The following is a 20,888-nucleotide window of genomic DNA, read 5'->3' as shown; positions in this document are numbered from 1 at the left end:
TCCGTTTTTAGATCAACGTTATATAGACGCTGAAAAATGTTTTTAAAATTGAAAAGACGATAACAAGCAAATGAACAGCAATACTAATCAGGACAATGAAAAATTTGCGTTCCGTTGTTATTTGCGAGAATGCATAAATGTGCAGGATGATGCTCCAAAAGAGAAAAAGCGAAAAGTGACTTCCAATCTCAATATAGAAATCACTCGCGCCGAGCACATTTGCGATGAGACCGAATGCAAACGGCGAAGAAGTGGAATCAAGTCCAAACCAGATTTCGATTGGGAGCATGGCAAGTTTGCCAAGTTGAAAAATAAACAGACTGACTGTACTAACGATTAGTGCGTGTCGAAATGTAACCTCATCAAACAAAATCGTATAAATGAAACTCGTGAAAGTAAGAAACAACAAGGGAATGAAGAAGGCTTCTAGTAAACTACCTAGTGCGATCAAAAGCTTCATGAACTCGAATTCACTTGCTTCAACATTTGAAATAAGAGGTGATAATCGTGCTGTATCTAAGCCCATGAAGGCACGGATCAATGCAATGACCATACCTAGCAAAAGGACGAGAACTATTTTTTTTATTGGAATGGCAATCATTTCAGCGACTTTTAGCTGATAAAATTTTGAGGTAGGATCTTTTAAACTAGCAAGCAACTTCAACTGATACGTCATTATGTAGCCTCCAAGTAGTTGTGATCTTTCTATTACTCTCATTTTATCGGAAAAAGACAGAGGAAGAAATAATTACCAAGTATTATTTTTTGAAAGATTCCCTCTTTTAAAGATCAATGAAAAATTGATAAAATGGAAACCATATGTAAAACGAAACGTAATGTTAGTAGGAGGTGTTGATATGACAAAACCAAAGACGGATAAGCTCTTGAAGGGCTTGCTTAGTTCGAGTGTAGCGCTAATGGGTTTAACGGCCTGTTCGCCGGCGGCACAGGAGGAGCTTTTTCAAACGCCGACTGAACCTGACCCGAATGTACAGCCGGATGCAGGACCGCCTTCTCCTGAAGAAGCTGATTGCGATACGTGGAAGTGGGATGAGGAAGCGGAAGGCTATCAATGTGTCCAGGAAGGCAATGAAAACTACGGCCACTATTATTATGGCGGTAGCTGGTTCCCAACGATTGCCGCGTTTATGGCTGGACGAGCAATGGGAGGCGGTGGTGGCGGCACACGTGTGAGAGAGCCGGCGACAACGCCAAGAACGGACCAAAACGTAAATCAGCCGAACCTGAATCAAAATCAGCAACCAGGGCGAGCAACGAATCCGCGTTCAGGAATGGGAGGCGGAGGAAGCTTTGGTGGATAAGCGCAACGCATTTTATGCGAAGATTCCTTCGTTTTGGGACCGGCTGTATGGTAGCGAGTATGCGTTATATGACTGCTACTTGCTCAAACAGCAGGAAGTTGATGCGATCAGGAAGGCAACAGAAGAGGTCTACGCCATTTTCAAAAAAGGGACGCAGATCATTCGAAATGCACCAGATGAAACGTTGCTTGATCTTGGCTTTCCGAAAAAGGCAGTGCCGTATCTTAAGATGGTAATGCTCCCATATGAAACAGTTATTGGCCGTTTTGATTTTGTTCAAACAAATAGGGGGCTGAAGCTAATTGAGTTCAACTCAGACACACCGACGTTTATTCGTGAATTGTTTGAGGTGAACGGCCTTGTTTGTCAAGAATTTCATCTTGCCAATCCGAATGAGGGGGCCGAAGAACAATTAGCGAAGGCACTCCGGAACAGTATCTTTCATTGTGCACAAGCAATTGGATTGAAGGGCCATCCAAACGTTGTATTTACAGCTCATGAAGAGGACATCGAAGACCGGGAAACGATGATGTATTTAATGAACGTCGCTCAAGTTAAGGGAGCAAGTTTCGTCCCGCTAAAAGACATTCACATTTTCGCCGGAGAAGGTGTATATGATTGCGCAGGAAATAAAATTGACATTCTCTACCGGCATACATATCCGTTGGAAGCTTTGCTAGAAGACGTATCTGCTGATGAATTTCCAATTGGAATTGAATTTATGCAATTAGTCAGAGAGCGTAAAGTTGGAATGTTAAACCCTGCATCGGCCTTTTTAATGCAATCAAAAGTTGTAATGGCAGCGATTTGGGGCATGCATGAACGTCGCCATCCGTTGTTTAGCGATCGGGAACATGACAGCATCGGTCGATATTTTTTACCGACTTATTTAGATGAAGAACCTTTTATTGAAACGGGAGAGCGTTACGTCTCAAAGCCTGCATTTGGCCGTGAAGGAGACACCGTTGAAGTAAGACAAAAAGGGAAGGTGCTCGCTAGTCAACCTGAAAAAACGTACGATGAGTATGTGAAAGTGTATCAACAATATGTCGATTTGCCACAAGCAACGATTCAAACTGAAAAAGGAAGAACGACTGCACACTTACTAATCGGGAGTTTCATTATCAATGAAAAGCCAAGTGCGTTCGGCATTCGTGCCGGTGCACAAATTACTGACAACCTATCTTACTTCCTCCCTTGTGGGGTGAAAGGAGCGAATGAATGGATTTAACGTTTTATTTACAAACCTTTGATCATTTTATTATTTATTTAGCGGTTTCTCTTGTTTTGTTTTTAATCGGAACGTACCTTTTTAAGCTGCTAACGCCGTACTCAGAACGTGAGCAAATTCGTAATGGCAATGTGGCCGTTTCATTAAAGCTACTCGGGAAAATGGCTGGACTTGTTGTCGTCTTGCAATCAGCGATTCGTCATTCCATTAACCTAGTTGACCTGGCGATTTGGGCTTTTATTGCGATTATTGTTCAAGTGGTGCTTCACCTGGTCGTTGAATATGTATTCACACGTAACACAAGCTTGGCGAAAGAAGTTGAAAAAGGAAACGTTGCAGTCGGCCTTTTCTTAGGGGAATCTCTGTCTTAGTCGGAATGATCGTTGCAGCAACAATCAGCTATTAAGAGGAGGTTGTATACATGCTCCCATACAAATCATTAACGGAACCATTTGAGCCTAATGCTTATGAAAAGAGGTGGCTTGAACTTGAGCGTAAAGTAGCGGAGAAGGGCTTTACTTGGGCAACGCTCTATGAAAATTATGAAGACAACCAATACATGAGCGACTCACTCCTTGTTGTACCAGCTTCGCTTGCACGCGAAGTGGAAAATGCATCAAGAGCTGTGAACGATATTTTTGCTAAAGCGTATCAAGAAGCGATGAAAGACCGCTCTGTTATTCATAAAACAGGAATTTCCGTCTTTCTATGGGATTTGCTTTTAGCAGAAAACAGGACTGCTTTTTCTTATTTCTGTCGCTATGACTTCATCGCATCGGCCAATGGGTTAAAAGTGATTGAAGGCAACACGGACACGCCGGTTGGGCTAGTCGAAGCAGCCGTTGCCCAGCAAGTGCTTTGCGAAGAACATCACAGTACCAACCCGAATGAGAAAATGGCCGGTAATATTAAGAATGCTTGGAATCAAATCATCAAAGACTATCAAATTGGCAGTACGGACACACTTTATTTCACATGCGCTGACTGGCATGATGAAGATAAGCAAACGGTTCAGTACTTGATGAGCTTGTATCCGCAGCAGGCGAAATACATACCGCTCGCTGATATTGTTGTTGAGGAAGAGGACGTTCGAACTCCTGAAGGGGAGCGCATTGACTTTTTGTATCGACTATATCCGCTTGAATTCTTTTTGGAAGAAAAAAGCGCAACAGGCGAATTAATCGGCGAAAGATTCATTGTTCACGTCTTGAATGAAAAAGTGAAAATCATTAACCCGCCCTCTGCTCTGTTCATGCAGTCTAAAGCGATACTTGCTTTAATTACGGAAAAAAAAGAACAGTGGTTCACACGCCAAGAGCAAGCGGTGATTGACAAGTACTTCTTGCCAACCTATGAAACAGCGCATGGACTCGATTCCTATGTGAAAAAGCCAGTGCTTGGCCGCGAAGGAGGAGGCATACAAATTGTTTCAGGAGGCACGGTGTTAGATGAAGATGTCGATTATTATCAAGATCAACCCGTCGTCTTCCAGCAATACTTTCCGATGCCTGATCAAACGGTTGATACGTGGGACGGACCATATACGGGAAAGCTGTTGATCGGCTCCCACGTCATTAACGGCGAACCAAGCGGTTTGTTCTTCCGAGTCGGTGAGCACATTACCGGCAACCTCTCAATGTTTGTCGCCTATACGACGAAGTAACTTGAGTAGCGCGTGCATGTGTAGTGCACGCGCTGATTTTTATGTGCAGTACGCGACCATAATGAGCGTAAGTGAATCGAATGGAGGAGTCCACAGTATGCATTTCTTTCTAAAAATAAGCTTAGGCTTAATAAAAATGAGAAACATGACGCTCTTTATGACAACGGCGATCTTTATTGTGCTAAGCACTGTCGTCATGTATGCGCTTGAGCCACAGACGTTTGAAAATCTATTAAACACGTTTTATTTTGTGATGACGACCTTTACAACAGTAGGATATGGAGATTATTCACCTGTTACACTGCCTGGTAAATTCTTTGCTGTCTTTATGTTTTTAATTGGAATTGGCTTACTTGGGGTCGTGATTGGAAAAATCGTTGATTCGTTCACATTGTTTCGGAAAATGAGAGAGGAAGGGAAGTTGAGCTATATGAAAGACCGTCATATTGTTATGATAGGTTGGGGGAAAAAGTCAGAATCAGCCATTAAAGAAATTCTAGACTCTGATCCTGAGATAGAAGTAGTGGTTATTGATTCCTTACAAAAAGCACCGATTGATATCTCGGATACACGCTTGCACTTTGTCCAAGGTGACCCCACGTCAGAAGAACCATATTTAAAAGCAAACATCGAGGAAGCAAGTGCAGTCATTATCTTTTCTGATGACAATATCCAAGATCCATCACTAAAAGATGCCAAAACCTTACTCGTCTCCATCACGGTAGAACGACTAGCGCCAGATGTCCATACAACCGCCGAAGTGATGACGGAAAAGAACATAGCGAATTTCTCACATGTGAAAGTCGATGAATTTATTTTGTCACAAGAGACGATTTCTCGCCTTGCGGTACGGTCTGCCCTATATAAAGGGGTGAGCCAAGTCTATTCCCAGCTTATTAGTCGTCAGCACGGTGAAGATCTTTATAAGATTTCGAAACATCCAAGCTGGACTACTTACAATGATGCCTTTTTGGACCTGCTGATGCAAGGAGCAACATTAATAGCTGACCGTCATTTACTCGACATTAATCGTCGTTTAAATGAGGAGATTCCCGTAGAAGCAGAACTTTATATTATTTGTAATAAAGCAACATATGAAAAAGTGAGAACAGGAGCTGTTTAGCCTCTGTTCTCTTTTTAGGTCAAAAATAACAATATAGAACACCATTGGGGGAGGTGAATCTAGTAAACTACTGTAGTACCAGTAAATAGTTAAGTTGCGATAAAATTCGTTGAAGTCTGACTATTTTACTGGTAAAATAATCTTACTATTAGAAGATATAACCATTTTAATAGAAAGCAAAATCTACTATTAGACAGGTGCTAACATGGTATTTGATGGAATTCTATTGTCGCTTATCATCGGGTTTATCAGGGGCGGAACGTTAAAAGGCTTAGCAGATCTCAGCTTGAAATTTGGCTGGGTGTTTCCTATTTTACTAGGCATCCAACTGTTTGTCTTTTTCTTTCAAGACCGAGTCGCTATTCTGGAGCAGTTTAGTGGCTTTTTATTTATCCTCATCTACATCATAGGAATGTGTTTCTTATGGATGAACCGCGAAAACAAAGGCTTTACTCTCTTATTAATTGGTGTCTTTCTAAACTTTATAGTCATGGCTTTAAATGGAGGGAGAATGCCAGTCTCCTATGAGGCAACTGTAATCGCTCTTGATCCCATTTATGCAGACATACTAAAAGAAGGCTTATACGGCAAACACATGATGCTGACAGAATCTACTAAATTAGGATTTCTAGGCGATGTTATTCCAATCACAAGCCCTTATCCTAAGAGCCAAGTCATTAGTATTGGCGATATTATTATGAACATTGGTATCTTTATTTTTATTCAACACCTTATGTTGCGACACAAAAGAAGGCAAGCGACTACAAAAGCAGCCTAGCAAAGGAGGTGACGACTTTGAATAAGAAAAACCTATTAATCAATCTAGCGATAATTGCATCTCTTGTTGTTGCATTTACATCAGGCTATCATCTAGTGTAAGTACTCAGAGAGGCTGGGACATAACTAAAGTGTTTTATTAAAAAAACGAACGGTGACAATCTTAGCGAAGTATATTTTCGGAGTGAATGCTATGCACCTATCACGTTCGGATTTTTCGTTAATAAAACTCTGTTGTCCCGGCTTCTTTAATCTATTGTAGAGAGTGAGAAATAATGAACAATCATGGAGTATTTAATAAAAGTTCAAATATATATGTTCTGATTATCTCGATGCTAGGATGTAGTTTATTTCTTTTACTAGGAGACTTTCAACTTACCTATTCGTCCTATGAATGGACTATAATTTTGTCGTTAACAATCGTGAATGTATTGTGTAAACATTTTACTATTTTGATCCCTCCAAAAGGAAATGCTCTTGCAATGGATTCAACAATTTATTTAGTATCCATTTTTATTTTTGGTTTGAATTTTTCATTAACACTGCTATTAATGAGCAGTGTAATTGTTGCGATCTATCAAGTCAAAACAGCTTGGTGGAAGCATCTCTTTAACTTCTCTTCTTTTACGTTAATGATTATTGCTGGGTATTATGTTTATATAGCAACTGGTGGAGAAGTAGGGGCAGTTGGCTTTCCGTACATGCATTCTTATGTGTTAGCTATGATCGTTTATATGTTGTTAAATATATTTGTGATTGGAATGTTCTTTTGGTTTATTAGTAATGATCCATTGCTTCAAATTGTCAAAGTATTCTTGAAGGAGTCGATTTTTAGTTACTTTAGCATTTTAATCCTTTCCCTTATCTTAGGGATTCTTCTCCTGCATCAGCCGATTATTGGGCTCATTTTGTTTACGGCTGTCATATTGATGCTATCGCTTGCGTTTAAGCAGCATTTTAAATTGTATGAAGAGGCTTCTAAAAAGGCGAATCGTGATGATTTAACCGGGCTTTATAATCACGGGTATTTCAAAGAGACTTTTGAGACGATTATGAAGACACAGGAAATGAAACGCTTGAGTCTCGCAATGATTGATATTGATGATTTCAAAAAATACAATGATTGCCATGGCCATCTTCAAGGAGATGAGTTGCTGAAACATTTCGGCCGGCTGTTAAAGGAAGGATGCAGCCCATATAATTATACGTATGCGAGGTACGGTGGAGAGGAATTTGTGATCTTGATGCCGGAAAAGGATGCGTTTGAGGCATATCAGTTTTTAAACGGCTTACGAAAAAAGATTAATGATAGTTATTTTAAAGGGGTTGAAGTGCTTCCTCATGGTTGTTTATCCTTCTCGGGTGGCATTGTTACACATGAAGGGGAGCGCTACGACACATCAGAATTGCTTGATCGGGCTGACCAAGCGTTGTACCATGCGAAGGCGCAAGGAAAGAACAATGTGCATCTTTATGATGAGAATGATGTCTATCAGAAGAGTCTGAATGAAGAAAAGAACATTGAACTGCTTGAGCAACAAGTTCGCATTTTCTTGTCAAAGGATGTGTATACATACAAGCATAGCAAGCGTGTCTTTCGGTATGCGGTTAATTTTGCACAGAAACTTAGGCTGAGTGAACGTGAGGGCAAAGTGCTAATTTTAGGGGCACTTATCCATGATATTGGCAAAATAGAAATCTCACGCGATATTCTTAATAAGAAGGGTAAGCTGGATCCTGACGAGTGGGAGATCATGAAAAAGCATGTTACTTGGGGCAAGGACATCATTTCAACAAACAAAGCGTTGAGTGAGCTTGTGCCATTAGTCGAGTTGCATCACGAGCGCTATGATGGCAAAGGGTATCCGCATGGATTGCAAGGTGAATCGATTCCAAAGCTTGCACGAATTCTTTGCATTATCGACTCTTTTGATGCGATGACAACGGAAAGGCCTTATCAAGCAACTAAATCTTATGAAGAAGCGATTCAAGAACTGCGGAAATGCTCGGGTCAGCAGTTCGATCCACAATTTGTTGAGCCGTTTATAGAAATGATTGAAGAGAAGTATCCATTTGAAAAAGTAGTGTAATTAGTTGCGGCTTTGACTGCCAACTTGAAAGGGATTGTCACATAAGGTAAGTTTGTCTACCTTCTGGGGCAATCCTTTTTATGTAGGTAGGGCAATTTATAAAAAAAGTAGAAATTTTCTTTTCTCCATACTTTCTCAACATTTATCTACTAAGATTAAATAAAAACATAAGAGGTGAGGATAAATGAAAAAATGGTTGATGACATTAGCGATTATTACGTTTGCTGGAGTGATGGCAGCTTGTTCAACTCCAGAAGATAACGAGCATAATGGTCATAATGAAGAAGAAGAGGTTCATGTTGATGAGCATGCGGATGAACATGCTCATATGGATCATTCTAGCTCAGGCGAAGTACCAGATGAGTTAGCGGTGGCAGAGAATCCAACATATGAAGTAGGAAGCAAAGCTCTCATAACAGATGGGCATATGCCAGGAATGGAAGGTGCTGAAGCTACGATTGTAGGAGCTTTCGATACGTATGTCTACGCGGTTTCTTATGATCCAACTACAGGTGGCGACCGAGAGATAAATCATAAGTGGGTGATTCATGAGGAGTTGGCTGATGTTGGAGCAGAGCCATTAGAAGTTGGCGATGAAGTCGTACTTGAAGCTGAGCATATGGCTGGTATGCAGGGAGCGCTTGCAGAGGTTGATTCAGTTGAAAGAACATTTGTCTATATGGTTGATTTCGTGCTTACGACTACCGGAGAAGAAGTGGAAAATCATAAGTGGGTGACGGAAGAAGAACTGTCACCGGTTGAGGAAGAATAAAAAAAAGAAGGAGGCTGTCTGAAACTGGACAACCTCCTTCTTTTGAGGGAGAGAATCAGATGGGAAAAAGAATTTGTTGCTTGTTATTTGTTATTTTCACGCTCGCGGCTTGTGGAAAGGCTGAGATCGATTCCTTTACTCATATACATGGGTTGGAGTACTCGCATCATGATGAGAGTCTGTTTGTAGCGACTCATTATGGGTTAGTGAACATTGCCGATGGCGGTTGGACACATGTTGGTGGGGCAAGTGAGCAACATGATTTAATGGGTTTTTCGATTATTGATGAAGAGGTCATGATTTCAAGCGGGCATCCTAGTCATGACTCCAAGCTTGCGGATCCACTTGGAGTGATGTTGAGTAAGGACCATGGTGAAACGTGGGAGCCGATTGCGCTTTATGAAGAAGTTGATTTTCATATTCTTCATGTGAATCAAAGTGACAGAAACATTATCTATGGCATTGATGCTTACCATTCCAAGCTATATCGATCTGAAAACGGCGGGTATGATTGGAACGAAGTGAAGACAGAAGGGTTACAAAGTCCTGTTGGATCGATCCTTTCATTAACGTCTCATCCACAACAGCCAGATTTATTATTGGCTGGAACCGAAGATGGATTGTTTCAGTCTGAAAATGGTGGTCAATTATGGGAACGAACGGAATCAGAATTTAGCGCTAGTGCGTTAAAAACAATTGACGCTCAGTCAGCGGATGTTTTAGCTTATTTAATAGGAGAGCAAGAAGGTTTGTTTGTTAGTGTTGATTTTGGAGAAACATGGTTAAGTTTGAATTTCAAACTTCAAGGTGACTATGTTACGTATATTGCGATTGACGCAGACAATGATCAGAGAATTGCTCTAGGCTCATACAATCAAAGCATTATGGAAACAAATGATTTTGGGAAGACTTGGAGAACAATATCTGAGCTTGGTCAAAAAGCAAATGAATGAGTAGAGAGGAAGGGCGGAAGGATGTATCAAATTTTAGTAGTCGACGATGAAAGGCAAATGCAGTCTTTGCTTACAACGTGCATTCAGTCTGATTCTATTCAAATTCAAACGGCTAGTTCAGGTGAAGAGGCACTTGAAATGTTAGAGAGGAACAGCTTTGATTTGATGCTCCTCGATCTTATGATGCCAGGGACAAATGGTTTTCAAGTGTTGAAGCGAGTGAATCAAACCGCGCTGATCATCCCGACTATCATCCTCTCGGCTATTGGTGAGACTGACCAAATCGTAGAAGGGTTAAATCTAGGAGCGTATGATTATGTGACAAAGCCATTTGAACCGAAAGAGCTTGTGGCCAGGGTGCAGGCCGTCTTACGGCGGACAACGATGAGCAAAAAGACGATGTACGGCTTAAGAGTGCATGAAGAACAAAACAGGGTTACCTATCATGGGGCGGAAATTGCTTTTACGAAGTCAGAGTTTCAACTGTTTACGCGCATGTTTTTACATGCAGGGAGGGTTTTTACAAGAGAACAACTTCTTAATCTAATATGGGATCGTTTAGGTGAACGGGAGGATCGGACGATTGATACTCATATTAAAAACATCCGAGACAAGCTGAAGAAAGTTGGAATTACTGAAGCTATTGTCGAAACGGTATGGGGAGTTGGCTATAAAATCTCTCAGCCGGAAGAAGAAAGCAAATGAAGATTTCTACGAAACTGGCACTGACCGTTTTTGCAGCTACGACTTTTGTCATCATCCTTATGAGTACGTCGTTTTATACATTGTCAAAGAATTTTTACAAGGAACAACTCCAACTCGACATTGAATCGCGTCTCGAAGGTCATCGCGAAGCTATTGAATCTCACTTGGCAGAAGAAACATTTCTTCATATTGTATTAATGGAACGTCAAAGAGAGGAAAATGCTTTTGTTATATTTGATCCAAACTTGAATGTGTTGCTTCAAAGTCAACAAGTAGAAGATAGGCAGCTTGAAAGTTACCGAGATTGGTTGAGGGAGACAACGGAAAAGAGTGAGTACATTGAGACAATAGCAGGACACATTCCTCATATATGGTCATTTGAGCCTTTCTATCAACAACAAGAGCTATTAGGGTATTTATTTATTGACCAAGATACAGGGAGCTTTGAAGAAGCCAGTTCAAGAATGATGATGTTAACGTTAGTAACAGCGCTGTTGACGTTGCTGTTAGCAGGGATGCTAGCATTCTTTTTCTCAAGAAAAATTACAAGGCCGCTCAGGGCTGCCGCAAAAGAAACTAGGAAAATTGCTAAGGGCGATTTTGACGTTCGCTTAGATACGAAAGGAAATGATGAATTAGCGGGCTTAACCGAGCATATCTCGTCTATGGCCATACAATTAAAACAGTATCGTGATACGCAGCAACAGTTTTTAACGAATGTGTCCCATGATTTAAGAACCCCGTTAACATATATTAAGGCATATGCCGCCTTGTTGAAAGATCAACCGTTAGACCAAACAACAGTTCAAAGCCAAGCGGAAATCATTCATCAAGAGGCAGTCAGGATGGAAGGGCTCGTTCGCGACTTATTCGAACTGATGAAATTAGAAGAAGGCAAAATTCCTTTGCAACTAGAAGAAACTGAACTCGTCGAATTTATTTCAAACCTTACAGATAGAGTACGGGTCGAGCTTGATCAAAAAATGATTACCGTTGAAGTCAACGCAAATCAGCCTGAAATTTGGACTGAGATTGATGTAGAAAAAATCGCCCGGTCACTTATAAATCTATTATCAAATGCCGTTAGACATACGGAAGAAAAGGGTGCAATTGAAATACAAATAGAACAAAAACAAAAGACGGTCACGATTGCAGTGTCTGATACTGGCGAAGGGATTCCACCAGAAGATCTTCCATATATATGGAATCGATTTTATAGGGCAGATAAGTCACGGAATTCGAATAGTGGAGGAAGTGGAATAGGACTAGCCATAACGAAGCAATTAATCGAACTTCATAAAGGCAAGATTGACGTGAGCTCTACCCAACAGGGGACAACCTTTTTCATTGAGCTTCCTCTACCTAAACGATGAAATTATAGAAGAAAAACGTTCAATCCTACCAAATAGTTGTGGTCCTTACCATTCCTGTGGTATCCTGCTAATAGTAGAACGGATTGACTAAAATAGTATTTTGGTCAGTGGAGGGAAGAGAAATGGAAAGCGTGAAGAAAAAGAGCATTATTGAGGCTGCCACGAAGTCATTTGCTTTGTTTGGATATAAGGCAACAACGATGGATCAGGTATCTAAAATTGCTAAAGTAGGCAAAGGAACGATCTATACGTATTTTGCAACAAAGGAAGAGTTACTGAAGGAAATCATCAATGATATCTCAATAGAAATGAATGATGTAGCGAGTAAAGCAATCGTTCCGGGTAATTCGTTTGTCTCAAATTTTAATGCCGCGTTAAATGGCATAGTTGAATTCCAAGAACAGCATGAACTAACAATCAAGCTTTCTCAAGAAGTGAAAGAGATTGGAACCCCTGTAGTCGTTGACGCACTTCAATCATTAGAAGATGAAATTTGTCATTTTATTGAAGTTCATATAGTAAAGGCAATCGAACGGGGAGAATTGCGTCAATGTGAACCGAAAGTGACCGCTTTTCTCATGTTCAAAATGTATATCAACCTCGTCAATGATTGGAAAGATCGTCACGCTCCTCTACCGAAACAACAAGTAGCAAGTCTGATTAATCAATACTTTATCGAAGGGTTAGCTAAGCAGACCAAGTCGTAAGCTAGCTTTTCTTTTTACAAAAAAATGACCAATGAACTATTTTGGTCAGTTGTCTAATTCAAATAGGCATCAAAGATATGGGAGGACGATCATGAGAAATGTTTGGGCGATTTTTCTGCAGGACCTGCGTAATATAAAGCGAGTACCACTTGTTGGGCTTTTGTTAATTGGGTTAGCGATCTTGCCTTCGTTATACGCTTGGTTTAATTTAAGCGCCGCTTGGGACCCGTATAGCAATACTCAAGGAATTCAAGTGGCTGTTGTCAATGAAGACGAAGGAACAGAAATAGAAGGAGAGTATGTCAATATTGGTGAAGAGCTCATCCGTAGCTTAGCTGGAAATGAAAATTTAGGATGGGTCTTTGTGTCAAGGGAGCAAGCCGAAAAAGGGGTTCGCTATGGTGATTATTATGCTGGGCTTTATATTGATCAGCACTTCTCTCGGCATTTGGCACAAGTAATCACAGGTGATCCGGTGCAGGCTGAAGTGTTTTATCAAGTGAACGAAAAGGTTAATGCAATCGCTCCGAAAATGACGTCTACAGGAGCGTCAACGATTGTGAAAGAGATTAACGCTCAATTTATTGCAGAAACGTCACAGGTGTTGTTTCACGAGTTTGATAAGCTTGGAATTCGCCTTGAAGAAGAACTCCCTACATTTCGCAAAATAAAGCTAGCAATCTATGAGCTGGAAAAAAGGTTCCCAGAAGTGAATGAGTTTGCTGACTGGTTGATTACGCTTGATGAAAACTGGGATCAAGTGGAAGAGCAGGTTGACCGTCTCCTTGCTATCGAGGGTCATCTTCCACAAATTCATGAAGGGGCGGAACAAATTTTACGGATAGAGAAATTATTTCCTGAACTTTATAAACTCGGTGATGGAATCTTGCAATTGGAAGATGCGATTCCAGAAATCGAGCTTGCGGTAGAAGAATTAGATAAGATCAATGATCGTTTTGCTGAAGTGAAAGAGCAACTTCAACGCTCATTAGAAGCAACACAACAGGCTCAATTGTCTATTAAATCAGCTCAAGATAGTTTGTCTGTTGCTTGGAAGCGAGTTGAGTCTACTCAAGCTTATGTTGAGGCGTTAGATGTGTTCATCGAGGAGACGCAATTGGCGGCCGATCCGATAATTGATACGCTTGCGCAGCAGCTTCTTTTTATGAATCAGACTGCTGCAGCGGTCAATCATGCTCTTGCGATGGTAGAAGATGAGCAATCGCTCGAGCAAGTAGAAGACGTGATCGAGAGCATCGATCACCAGCTAACAGCGCATCTTGAAATGCTTGAAAGTGCCATTGAGATGTACAGTCGTTTATATGAGGTATCAGGAGAGGAAAGTTTGTTACCAATGATCGAGCGGTTAACTGGAACAAAGGATGGCCTCGAACGCATGAAGGAACAGGTACCTCAAGTGGATCTTTCAAATCCTGAACGAGTAGAAGTGGCCAGACAAAATGCTGAACAAGTTGAGAGAGCAACAAATGAACTCTATTCCCTTCTAAAGGGCGATGGGCCTGCAGAGCTTGAACGTGCGATTAACGGTGTGCACTCAGCGTTAAAGCAACAATCGTTTGATGAAGCCTATTCGAAGCTTGACTCACTTGAGGAGGTGCTTAGTCATGCAGAGTCGATCACGGCAACGGGAGAAGAAACGATTGCAGAGTTGATCGAACGTTTGCCAGAAATTGAAACAAGGTTAAATGAATTGATTGATCGTGTTCAAGAAGATCTTCCAACAGTGATCGTTGTTATTGAAGCGTTAGGGCAGTTTGTCAAACAAGACCTCCCTGTTATTGAAGAACAGGTGAAGCGAGTGACAGCATTTATTCGTGAAGATCTGCCAGAAGCCGAACAAACGTATCTTCATATAGCATCTCTTTTAAAAGAGAACGTCCCTAACATTCAACAATCGATCCACGAGCTCGCCAATTTTGGACGTCAGCATCTGCCAGAAATAGAAGTGAATATCGGTGAGGCAGCTCGGCGTATCCACCAAATGGAAGATGATAACCGCATCAATGAAATCATTTCTATGCTCCGAAATGATCTTGATCAGGAAAGTGACTTCTTTGCAAGCCCTGTTCTTTTAAGTGAAGAGCAACTGTTTCCGATTCCAAACTATGGATCAGCGAATGTACCGTTTTACACAACGCTAAGTCTTTGGGTCGGTGCTCTCTTACTATCAAATTTAGTGAGCACGAACCTGCATGGAGCTGACCGACGCGAGCCGTTCACATTGCGTCAGATCTACTTTGGACGAATGATTCTCTTTCTAATTGTCGGTGTTCTTCAAGGGCTCATTGTGAGCATCGGTAATTTAACGCTGTTAGGAATCTATGCGGCTCATCCACTGTTGCTCATTTTGTTTTCCGTCTTGATCGCGATTATATTTATGACGATTGTTTACACGTGCGCGTCGATTTTAGGGAACATTGGAAAAGCGTTGGCGATCGTCCTCCTCGTTCTCCAATTATCTAGTGGCGGAGGGACGTTCCCGGTTGAAGTAATCCCGCCCTTTTTCCAAGCGATTCATCCGTTTATGCCATTTTCTTATGCAATTAATTTATTGCGTGAAGCGGTTGGGGCGTCATCCCTATCCTTGTTTGGCGTAATATAGCGGTGCTTGTTTGCTTCTGGCTTCTAGCGATTGCCATCGGTGTTTTGTTAAAGCCACTCTTTGACAAACGTATTCAAGCGACCTCAGATAAAGCAAAATCAAGTCGTTTAATTGAATAAATTGAAAAAGCCGCTTTCAGACAATGAGATCTGAGCGGCTCTTCTCGTCGTATCAAACAATAAAGATGAAGGGAGACCAGTGATTATGAAAACTATGCATGAGGCGGTCTCTCTAACCACGCATGTTTAATCATGAGGGATAAGCCGTCATCTGCATATGTTCCGACCTCAGCAACGAGCCTAGCGTAATTTGTGACGAGGTCCCGTCGTTGGCTGAGTGACATCGAAATCCCGTAATTGCCCATGCCCGCAGAACTCATTAAGCCTGTATGATACATCATTAGTTTATCGGAAAAAGGAGGGATCTTCTCTGGTAGTACTTCAAAGTGTGATGACATTGGGGCAGGAAGATTGTGGTCTAATAACTGTTTTGAGAATAGTTCAATATGCTTTTTAGCAATGTCAGATCCTCTTTTCATATAGGCTTTTACCTCTTGATCTTGAGCCACTTGAGCAAATCCTAAAGCGATAGCTTGACCAATGTTATTCGTTTGGATATTCGCATGTAAATACATAATCTCTGTTCCAGTCAGCGGCCTCTGTTCTCCGAGCCATCCTGCTAAAAAGCTTTGCTTTTCTACAAATGTAATTTCTTTATGGTAAGGAATTTGTGGAGCTCTTATTTCTAAGCCCTTTTTAAGTAAAAGATCTGTCACCTCGTTATAAAGCTCTGTTGAGGAAGCGAGACAACTTGAAAAGAACTCACGAATATCAAGCCTCGACATATTAGGTAAAATGATTGCATACGTCGTTAATCCAGCTTTTGTCATGTTCTTCAAATAATAAAGGTAGAGAGTATCGTTAAAGAGCCTTGGTGCATTTACGTTGACATCTTCTTTGTTAGAAAAACCTTTAGGAGTGGGCAACCCTTCCTGTTGGTAGATTTTATCAATGACAGAGACGTGTTCATTAGAAAGCTTAAGAGCAAATTTGAGCAAATTTTTAATCTCAGGATCTTCGACTTTTTCGTAAAAGTAGCTAAGAACGCAAATGGACATGCTGTCACCAATAAATGAAGTCCATAAACTTGAAATTTCTGCTGATGTTAACGGAGCATGGTGTTTCGATTTCATTGATGTTTCTCCTTTCTTTTCCATACTTAGGTAAGAGTGCGGAAGATGTTGAACCTATTTACTAAAAATAATATCGGCCCGAATAACATGACTCTTCTGAATGGAGCTTTAAATCTTATTAAGAAAAATAGTAGTGTCGGCATCGATAGTCCCCAAACGAGAGCCGGTTTCTTCGGGTAAGCATATCCATACGAGAAAAGCAAAATATAGATGAGCCATGACCAAAGAATGTTCCATTTATGCTTAAAGTAAATCATATTTGATTTTAGCCCGATGAATTCGAAAGAAGCACACATGCATGCCCATTTCACAATATGCTTCATTTGTTTCCGAACATTCTCTTTCGGAAAGTTCACCATGCAGAGTAAGAAAATTAAAGGCGTAATGATAAAAATATGGATAACGCGTAACGCCTTTAAGCTCAAGCAGGTCGATTGCAGCTCCCAAAGAATACGGTTCTTAAAAAAATAATAGTAAGAGGAATTTATAAAAGCGATGTAAATCAATGCCTGAAAAAAGTGCGGAAGAAGCGTCCACGTTCGCTTACGGTAATTTAACCAAATGAGAAATGTAGATAGAAGGATATGCCTCATGTTCAAATCCCTTTCCTGTTGTAATACCGTTAGGGTTCGCTAATATGATTGAAAAAATGTAAAGGTTTTGTACTAGCATGCCTAGGAGGTTAGCTGTAAAAAAAACAGACCTTACCACAAAGGGAATTAGTCTGTTTGGTAGCGGTGATTCTGTTCTTGTGACCTACTTATGTTTCTTATTAATCCCATTAGGAGGCGAACACTGAAGTATTTTGTGAAAGTCGAGATGTACGTATGATAAAAGGTCCATCCTTTCTTCCATTTGATTAAGTTCGTATTCTTTTCTAAGAAAAGTTCAAACACAGTCATAGGTGTAATAAACAAGAATAATTTCAATAGTGCAAGTTTTGGCTTATCTTTAAAGGTGATCTGGTTATAGAGAACATTTAAAAGCGGACAAAGAAGATAGTCAAATAAGAAGGAAGTCTGTAAAAACCTTGGAAACGTTCTGACTGGGTATTGTAAGATACCCTTTCTTGTTAGCCATTTATCAATGTTGCCTGAAACGATCCCAACTAAGAAGAAGACGATTAGCCAATCTTTTATCGGCTGCTTTCGAAAAAGCACAAACGGTAAACTGCCAATGGTCATCCCTTGTAAAAGCCAAAGAAAATTCTTCTCGCTCATAAACGATCCCCTTTTTCTTGAATTTGCTTTGATAGTATGTTTCTAGGTGGGGGAATGTATGCAAGCGAAGGAAGGAAATAAAAAGAACGAAAATCCGTTTCGAATAGTCATAAGCAAAATCGGGGTGGCGTTCATCCCTCTTGCCATTGTTTACGCAGCAAATGATTTAGTAGGAGCGTTCGTGGCTATGCTCAGGAAGGGGAACTTGATAACTGTGTGGAATTAATAAGGTAGACCAAAAAAAGACGAGGTGCTTTATGAAAACGTGGACGAAATCAATTGAAATCGATGCACCAATCGAAAAAATATGGGACTACTTTGACGGCTCATTGGAAAACATCCAAAAAATTATGCCCCAAGTTGTCGAAAATAAGCCAGTTCATGTAACGGAGGAAGGCGTCGGCAGTGTATACCTTCAAACATACAAAGAAGGCAAACGTGTGCAACAATATGAAGTGGAAACGCTAGAATATGAAAACAAAGACAATGAAAAGAAGCTAAAAATCGGCTTTACCCTTGCGAATATGTTTAAGATTACAGCAAGGTATCAATTAAAGAAAATCAACGATGGCACAACTTTGCTTACATATACAGCGACTAATCAGCCACTCAAATGGTTTGTGAAGCTGTTCTTATTGTTTGCTACGGAAAAAGTAGTTGTAGACTTTGTTCATCGAGTGAAACAAGAGGCAGAAAAAGGCGCTAGGATTGACTAACGCCTTTTTCTGTATGTAAATTTTAAAAAAGAGGGTTTAGTGCCCAAGAGCTTCTTCTTCATTCGGCATATTGTTTAATAGGCCGTTAAGAAAAAGCAATGGGAGGAAGATAATTATGAATAACTATCACCAAACAGACCAAAGATTTCTCACAGGAGGAGGCGGTTTTGGATACGGAGGAGGCGGTTTTGGATTTGGAGTTCCATTTCTGACGGGCTTAGCAGCGGGTGCATTACTAACACCACCTAGATATTATTACCCTCCTTATCCATACCCATATCCTGTGTACCCATATCCGTATAGACCATATCCGTACTATGTCTACCCTTATCGTCCGTACTGGTAAGACAAATAGCTTAGCTATGTAAAATTTGAGACTGTGTACGTTTGACACAGTCTCTTTTTGTTCAATGGGAGTGAACAAATGGTAAGAGCATTGCCATATCCGGTCAGCAGTCATAAGGGAGGAATCATATGTTTTGCCTATACCTATTTGATGATGATTCTGTTCGATGCGAACAGCATGTAGGAGGTTGTCATCTTTTTTTGGCTGCCCTTTTAATAATCTGTCATTCATGTCTCTTTAACTGGTTTCTACCTCCTATAGTAACACTATATTCATAGCCTCTAAGTAGAGTATAGACGAGTTCCTACATTTTTTAAAATGTGCGCATGTGGTGCTTGGCCATTTCAGAATGAGGAAACTGCCTGATCATTTCCCGGAAAATGTCGAACCAAAGCAATAACCTTTCCAAACTTTGGCTATACTGATGCCAAACGTTAGAGGGGGAGGTTACCTTTTATGAGAAACTACTTGTTCATCATATTCATCTTTCTATTAATTGGCTGTCAACAAGCGCTAGAAGATGATCCCGATCCGCTCAATGTAAAAGCGGCAAAAGATAAACATGTGAGTATGTCAACAAAAGAAATGGAAGAAGAAGTGACGATTACAGTTGGAGCCATCGGCGATGTATTGCTTCATGAGCGTGTCTATGATTTAGCAGTAACCGATGCAGGCTATGACTTCATGCCAATGCTTAAGCCTGTCCAAGTACTACTAGAGGCTCCTGACTTTATGATGGCCAATCAAGAATCGATGCCAGGTGGGGTTGAAATCGGCCTGTCAACGTACCCAGCTTTTAATAGTCCGCAAGAAATTGTTCGTAATCTACAAGCTCTTGGTATTGATATGGTGGTTGGTGCGAATAATCATACGATTGACCGAGGGCCTCAAGCTGTAATGAGTGCGCTTGATTTCTATGACGAAATTCAAATGGAATATGTCGGTGTTTATCGTGATCGAGAAGACCGAAAAAGAGATCGGATTGTATCGGTGAATGATGTAACGATTGGAATTCTAGCATACACATATGGAACCAATGGCATCGCTCTTCCTGTTGGCCATGAAGACATTGTTGCTTTAATCGACAAAGAGCGAATGAAATCGGACGTTGAAAGACTCAGAGAAAAGGTTGATGTCGTCATTGTTCATATGCACTGGGGTGCAGAGTACGAACGTGAGCCTAATCAAGAACAACGCCAGCTCGCCCAGTTATTATCTGAAGCTGGGGCGGATATTATTTTTGGCCATCACCCTCATGTCTTGCAACCAATCGATGTGATTAAGCAAGAATCCGGTCATGAAACAACGGTCTTTTATTCACTAGGAAATTTTTTGTCAGGACAAGACTTTAACTATACTGATGTTGGTGGAGTGGCGACCATTGATATTACGAAAAATATAAGAGGCGATCAGACGGTTCAAATCCACTCACCAGAAATTGAACCGACAATTGTCGTCAAAGAAGAGAATTTATACAAAGTTTATCCGTTTTCGGAAATCGAAACGCCCGCGATTAGTGGAAGTTCATTTGAAGAGATCAAAAGCCATACAAAGAAGTATGTGCAATAAAAGCAAGTAACTAGCTCCAACACCTTCTGTTCATATGGTAGAGTGAAACTAAAGCCATAAACGGAAGGAGAGCGTTATGAAACTAATAGAAAAAGGTTTAGCGTCTTTCATTTGTGCAATCATGTTATCCATTGCGCTTGCAGCAGTGCTGTCGAGACCTTCAACAATTTCGTTTTCTTTCATGTTCACAGTGGCACTCTTTTATTCGTTTCCTATGCTTCTTATAGGTGGTGTCACCTTTGCTGTGCTTGCAGAAAAGCTACTTACTAAATGGAAACCGAGGAAAACAAACGAAATATACCCTCGGGCCTTGATGATTTATGCAGTTGGGGGCGTCGTTGTTAATTACTTTTTCTATGTGTCGTTGTTTAGACAAGAGTGGGGAAATGTATTGTTTTTCTTAGTCATTGGGGTGATTGCCTCTTTGTTCTTTTACCATGTATTACTTGTAATCAGTTACGCTTTTAGGGCAAATTTGAAAGAGTCGTAAATAGAAAAATATGAGG

21 protein-coding genes are annotated in these 20,888 nt (G+C 40.7%); 18 read left to right on the top strand and 3 right to left on the bottom strand.

Annotation, left to right across the window (positions count from 1 at the left end; genetic code table 11):
* Positions 1 to 7 precede the first annotated feature (7 nt).
* Positions 8 to 676, bottom strand: coding sequence for a hypothetical protein (locus BkAM31D_RS22120; protein ID WP_066154731.1), 669 nt, complete (start codon positions 674 to 676; stop codon positions 8 to 10).
* Between the two features lie 181 nt (positions 677 to 857).
* On the opposite strand from BkAM31D_RS22120, the gene BkAM31D_RS22115 reads away from it, so the two are divergent.
* From BkAM31D_RS22115 to BkAM31D_RS22055, 13 genes are all read left to right on the top strand, one after another.
* Complete coding sequence (locus BkAM31D_RS22115; RefSeq protein ID WP_066154728.1) at positions 858 to 1,322, top strand: hypothetical protein; 465 nt, start codon at positions 858 to 860, stop codon at positions 1,320 to 1,322.
* A complete protein-coding gene (locus BkAM31D_RS22110) occupies positions 1,315 to 2,553 on the top strand; it encodes a glutathionylspermidine synthase family protein (RefSeq protein WP_066154725.1) in 1,239 nt (412 codons plus the stop codon). The genes BkAM31D_RS22115 and BkAM31D_RS22110 overlap by 8 nt, the downstream gene beginning before the upstream one ends.
* A complete protein-coding gene (locus BkAM31D_RS22105) occupies positions 2,544 to 2,924 on the top strand; it encodes a DUF350 domain-containing protein (protein ID WP_085449854.1) in 381 nt (126 codons plus the stop codon). Before BkAM31D_RS22110 ends, BkAM31D_RS22105 begins: the two co-directional genes overlap by 10 nt.
* Positions 2,925 to 2,974: 50 nt before the next feature.
* Positions 2,975 to 4,216 (top strand): glutathionylspermidine synthase family protein, encoded by a 1,242-nt coding sequence (locus BkAM31D_RS22100; RefSeq protein WP_066154719.1) that lies wholly within the window; start codon positions 2,975 to 2,977, stop codon positions 4,214 to 4,216.
* 97 nt (positions 4,217 to 4,313) lie between these two features.
* Positions 4,314 to 5,339 carry a potassium channel family protein gene (locus BkAM31D_RS22095; protein WP_066154716.1) on the top strand — a complete coding sequence of 342 codons (1,026 nt, stop codon included), beginning with the start codon at positions 4,314 to 4,316 and terminating at the stop codon, positions 5,337 to 5,339.
* Between the two features lie 205 nt (positions 5,340 to 5,544).
* Entirely contained in the window at positions 5,545 to 6,117 is a 573-nt protein-coding gene (locus tag BkAM31D_RS22090; protein WP_066154710.1) for a DUF5317 domain-containing protein, read from the top strand.
* A 274-nt stretch (positions 6,118 to 6,391) separates the two neighbouring features.
* Positions 6,392 to 8,206: a bifunctional diguanylate cyclase/phosphohydrolase gene (locus BkAM31D_RS22085; RefSeq protein WP_066154707.1), complete on the top strand. Its 1,815-nt coding sequence runs from the start codon at positions 6,392 to 6,394 to the stop codon at positions 8,204 to 8,206.
* 184 nt (positions 8,207 to 8,390) lie between these two features.
* Positions 8,391 to 8,978 carry a YdhK family protein gene (locus BkAM31D_RS22080; protein WP_066154704.1) on the top strand — a complete coding sequence of 196 codons (588 nt, stop codon included), beginning with the start codon at positions 8,391 to 8,393 and terminating at the stop codon, positions 8,976 to 8,978.
* A 59-nt stretch (positions 8,979 to 9,037) separates the two neighbouring features.
* Positions 9,038 to 9,931 (top strand): F510_1955 family glycosylhydrolase, encoded by an 894-nt coding sequence (locus tag BkAM31D_RS22075; RefSeq protein WP_066154700.1) that lies wholly within the window; start codon positions 9,038 to 9,040, stop codon positions 9,929 to 9,931.
* A gap of 21 nt (positions 9,932 to 9,952) precedes the next feature.
* A complete protein-coding gene (locus tag BkAM31D_RS22070; protein ID WP_066154698.1) occupies positions 9,953 to 10,636 on the top strand; it encodes a response regulator transcription factor in 684 nt (227 codons plus the stop codon).
* Positions 10,633 to 12,009: a HAMP domain-containing sensor histidine kinase gene (locus tag BkAM31D_RS22065; RefSeq protein ID WP_066154695.1), complete on the top strand. Its 1,377-nt coding sequence runs from the start codon at positions 10,633 to 10,635 to the stop codon at positions 12,007 to 12,009. Before BkAM31D_RS22070 ends, BkAM31D_RS22065 begins: the two co-directional genes overlap by 4 nt.
* A gap of 122 nt (positions 12,010 to 12,131) precedes the next feature.
* Complete coding sequence (locus BkAM31D_RS22060) at positions 12,132 to 12,716, top strand: TetR/AcrR family transcriptional regulator (RefSeq protein WP_066154692.1); 585 nt, start codon at positions 12,132 to 12,134, stop codon at positions 12,714 to 12,716.
* A gap of 91 nt (positions 12,717 to 12,807) precedes the next feature.
* Entirely contained in the window at positions 12,808 to 15,339 is a 2,532-nt protein-coding gene (locus tag BkAM31D_RS22055) for a YhgE/Pip domain-containing protein (RefSeq protein WP_180319888.1), read from the top strand.
* A gap of 211 nt (positions 15,340 to 15,550) precedes the next feature.
* Here BkAM31D_RS22055 and BkAM31D_RS22050 read toward each other — a convergent pair whose 3' ends face one another.
* Both BkAM31D_RS22050 and BkAM31D_RS22045 read right to left on the bottom strand, forming a co-directional pair.
* Complete coding sequence (locus tag BkAM31D_RS22050) at positions 15,551 to 16,531, bottom strand: DUF3231 family protein (protein ID WP_066154687.1); 981 nt, start codon at positions 16,529 to 16,531, stop codon at positions 15,551 to 15,553.
* Positions 16,532 to 17,250: 719 nt separating this feature from the next.
* Positions 17,251 to 17,751 carry a CBO0543 family protein gene (locus tag BkAM31D_RS22045; protein WP_066154685.1) on the bottom strand — a complete coding sequence of 167 codons (501 nt, stop codon included), beginning with the start codon at positions 17,749 to 17,751 and terminating at the stop codon, positions 17,251 to 17,253.
* Positions 17,752 to 17,809: 58 nt separating this feature from the next.
* On the opposite strand from BkAM31D_RS22045, the gene BkAM31D_RS23815 reads away from it, so the two are divergent.
* From BkAM31D_RS23815 to BkAM31D_RS22025, 5 genes are all read left to right on the top strand, one after another.
* Entirely contained in the window at positions 17,810 to 17,977 is a 168-nt protein-coding gene (locus BkAM31D_RS23815) for a hypothetical protein (protein ID WP_157076817.1), read from the top strand.
* A 31-nt stretch (positions 17,978 to 18,008) separates the two neighbouring features.
* Positions 18,009 to 18,467 (top strand): SRPBCC family protein, encoded by a 459-nt coding sequence (locus BkAM31D_RS22040; RefSeq protein WP_066154682.1) that lies wholly within the window; start codon positions 18,009 to 18,011, stop codon positions 18,465 to 18,467.
* A 115-nt stretch (positions 18,468 to 18,582) separates the two neighbouring features.
* Positions 18,583 to 18,813, top strand: coding sequence for a hypothetical protein (locus BkAM31D_RS22035; protein WP_066154677.1), 231 nt, complete (start codon positions 18,583 to 18,585; stop codon positions 18,811 to 18,813).
* A 456-nt stretch (positions 18,814 to 19,269) separates the two neighbouring features.
* Positions 19,270 to 20,382, top strand: a complete 1,113-nt coding sequence (locus BkAM31D_RS22030; RefSeq protein ID WP_066154675.1) for a CapA family protein — start codon at positions 19,270 to 19,272, stop codon at positions 20,380 to 20,382.
* A gap of 76 nt (positions 20,383 to 20,458) precedes the next feature.
* A complete protein-coding gene (locus BkAM31D_RS22025) occupies positions 20,459 to 20,872 on the top strand; it encodes a hypothetical protein (protein ID WP_066154673.1) in 414 nt (137 codons plus the stop codon).
* The last annotated feature ends 16 nt before the right edge of the window (positions 20,873 to 20,888 follow it).

The sequence above is a fragment of the Halalkalibacter krulwichiae genome (genome assembly GCF_002109385.1).
Classification (GTDB): domain Bacteria; phylum Bacillota; class Bacilli; order Bacillales; family Bacillaceae_D; genus Halalkalibacter; species Halalkalibacter krulwichiae.
This window is presented reverse-complemented; position numbering and strand designations above follow the sequence as displayed.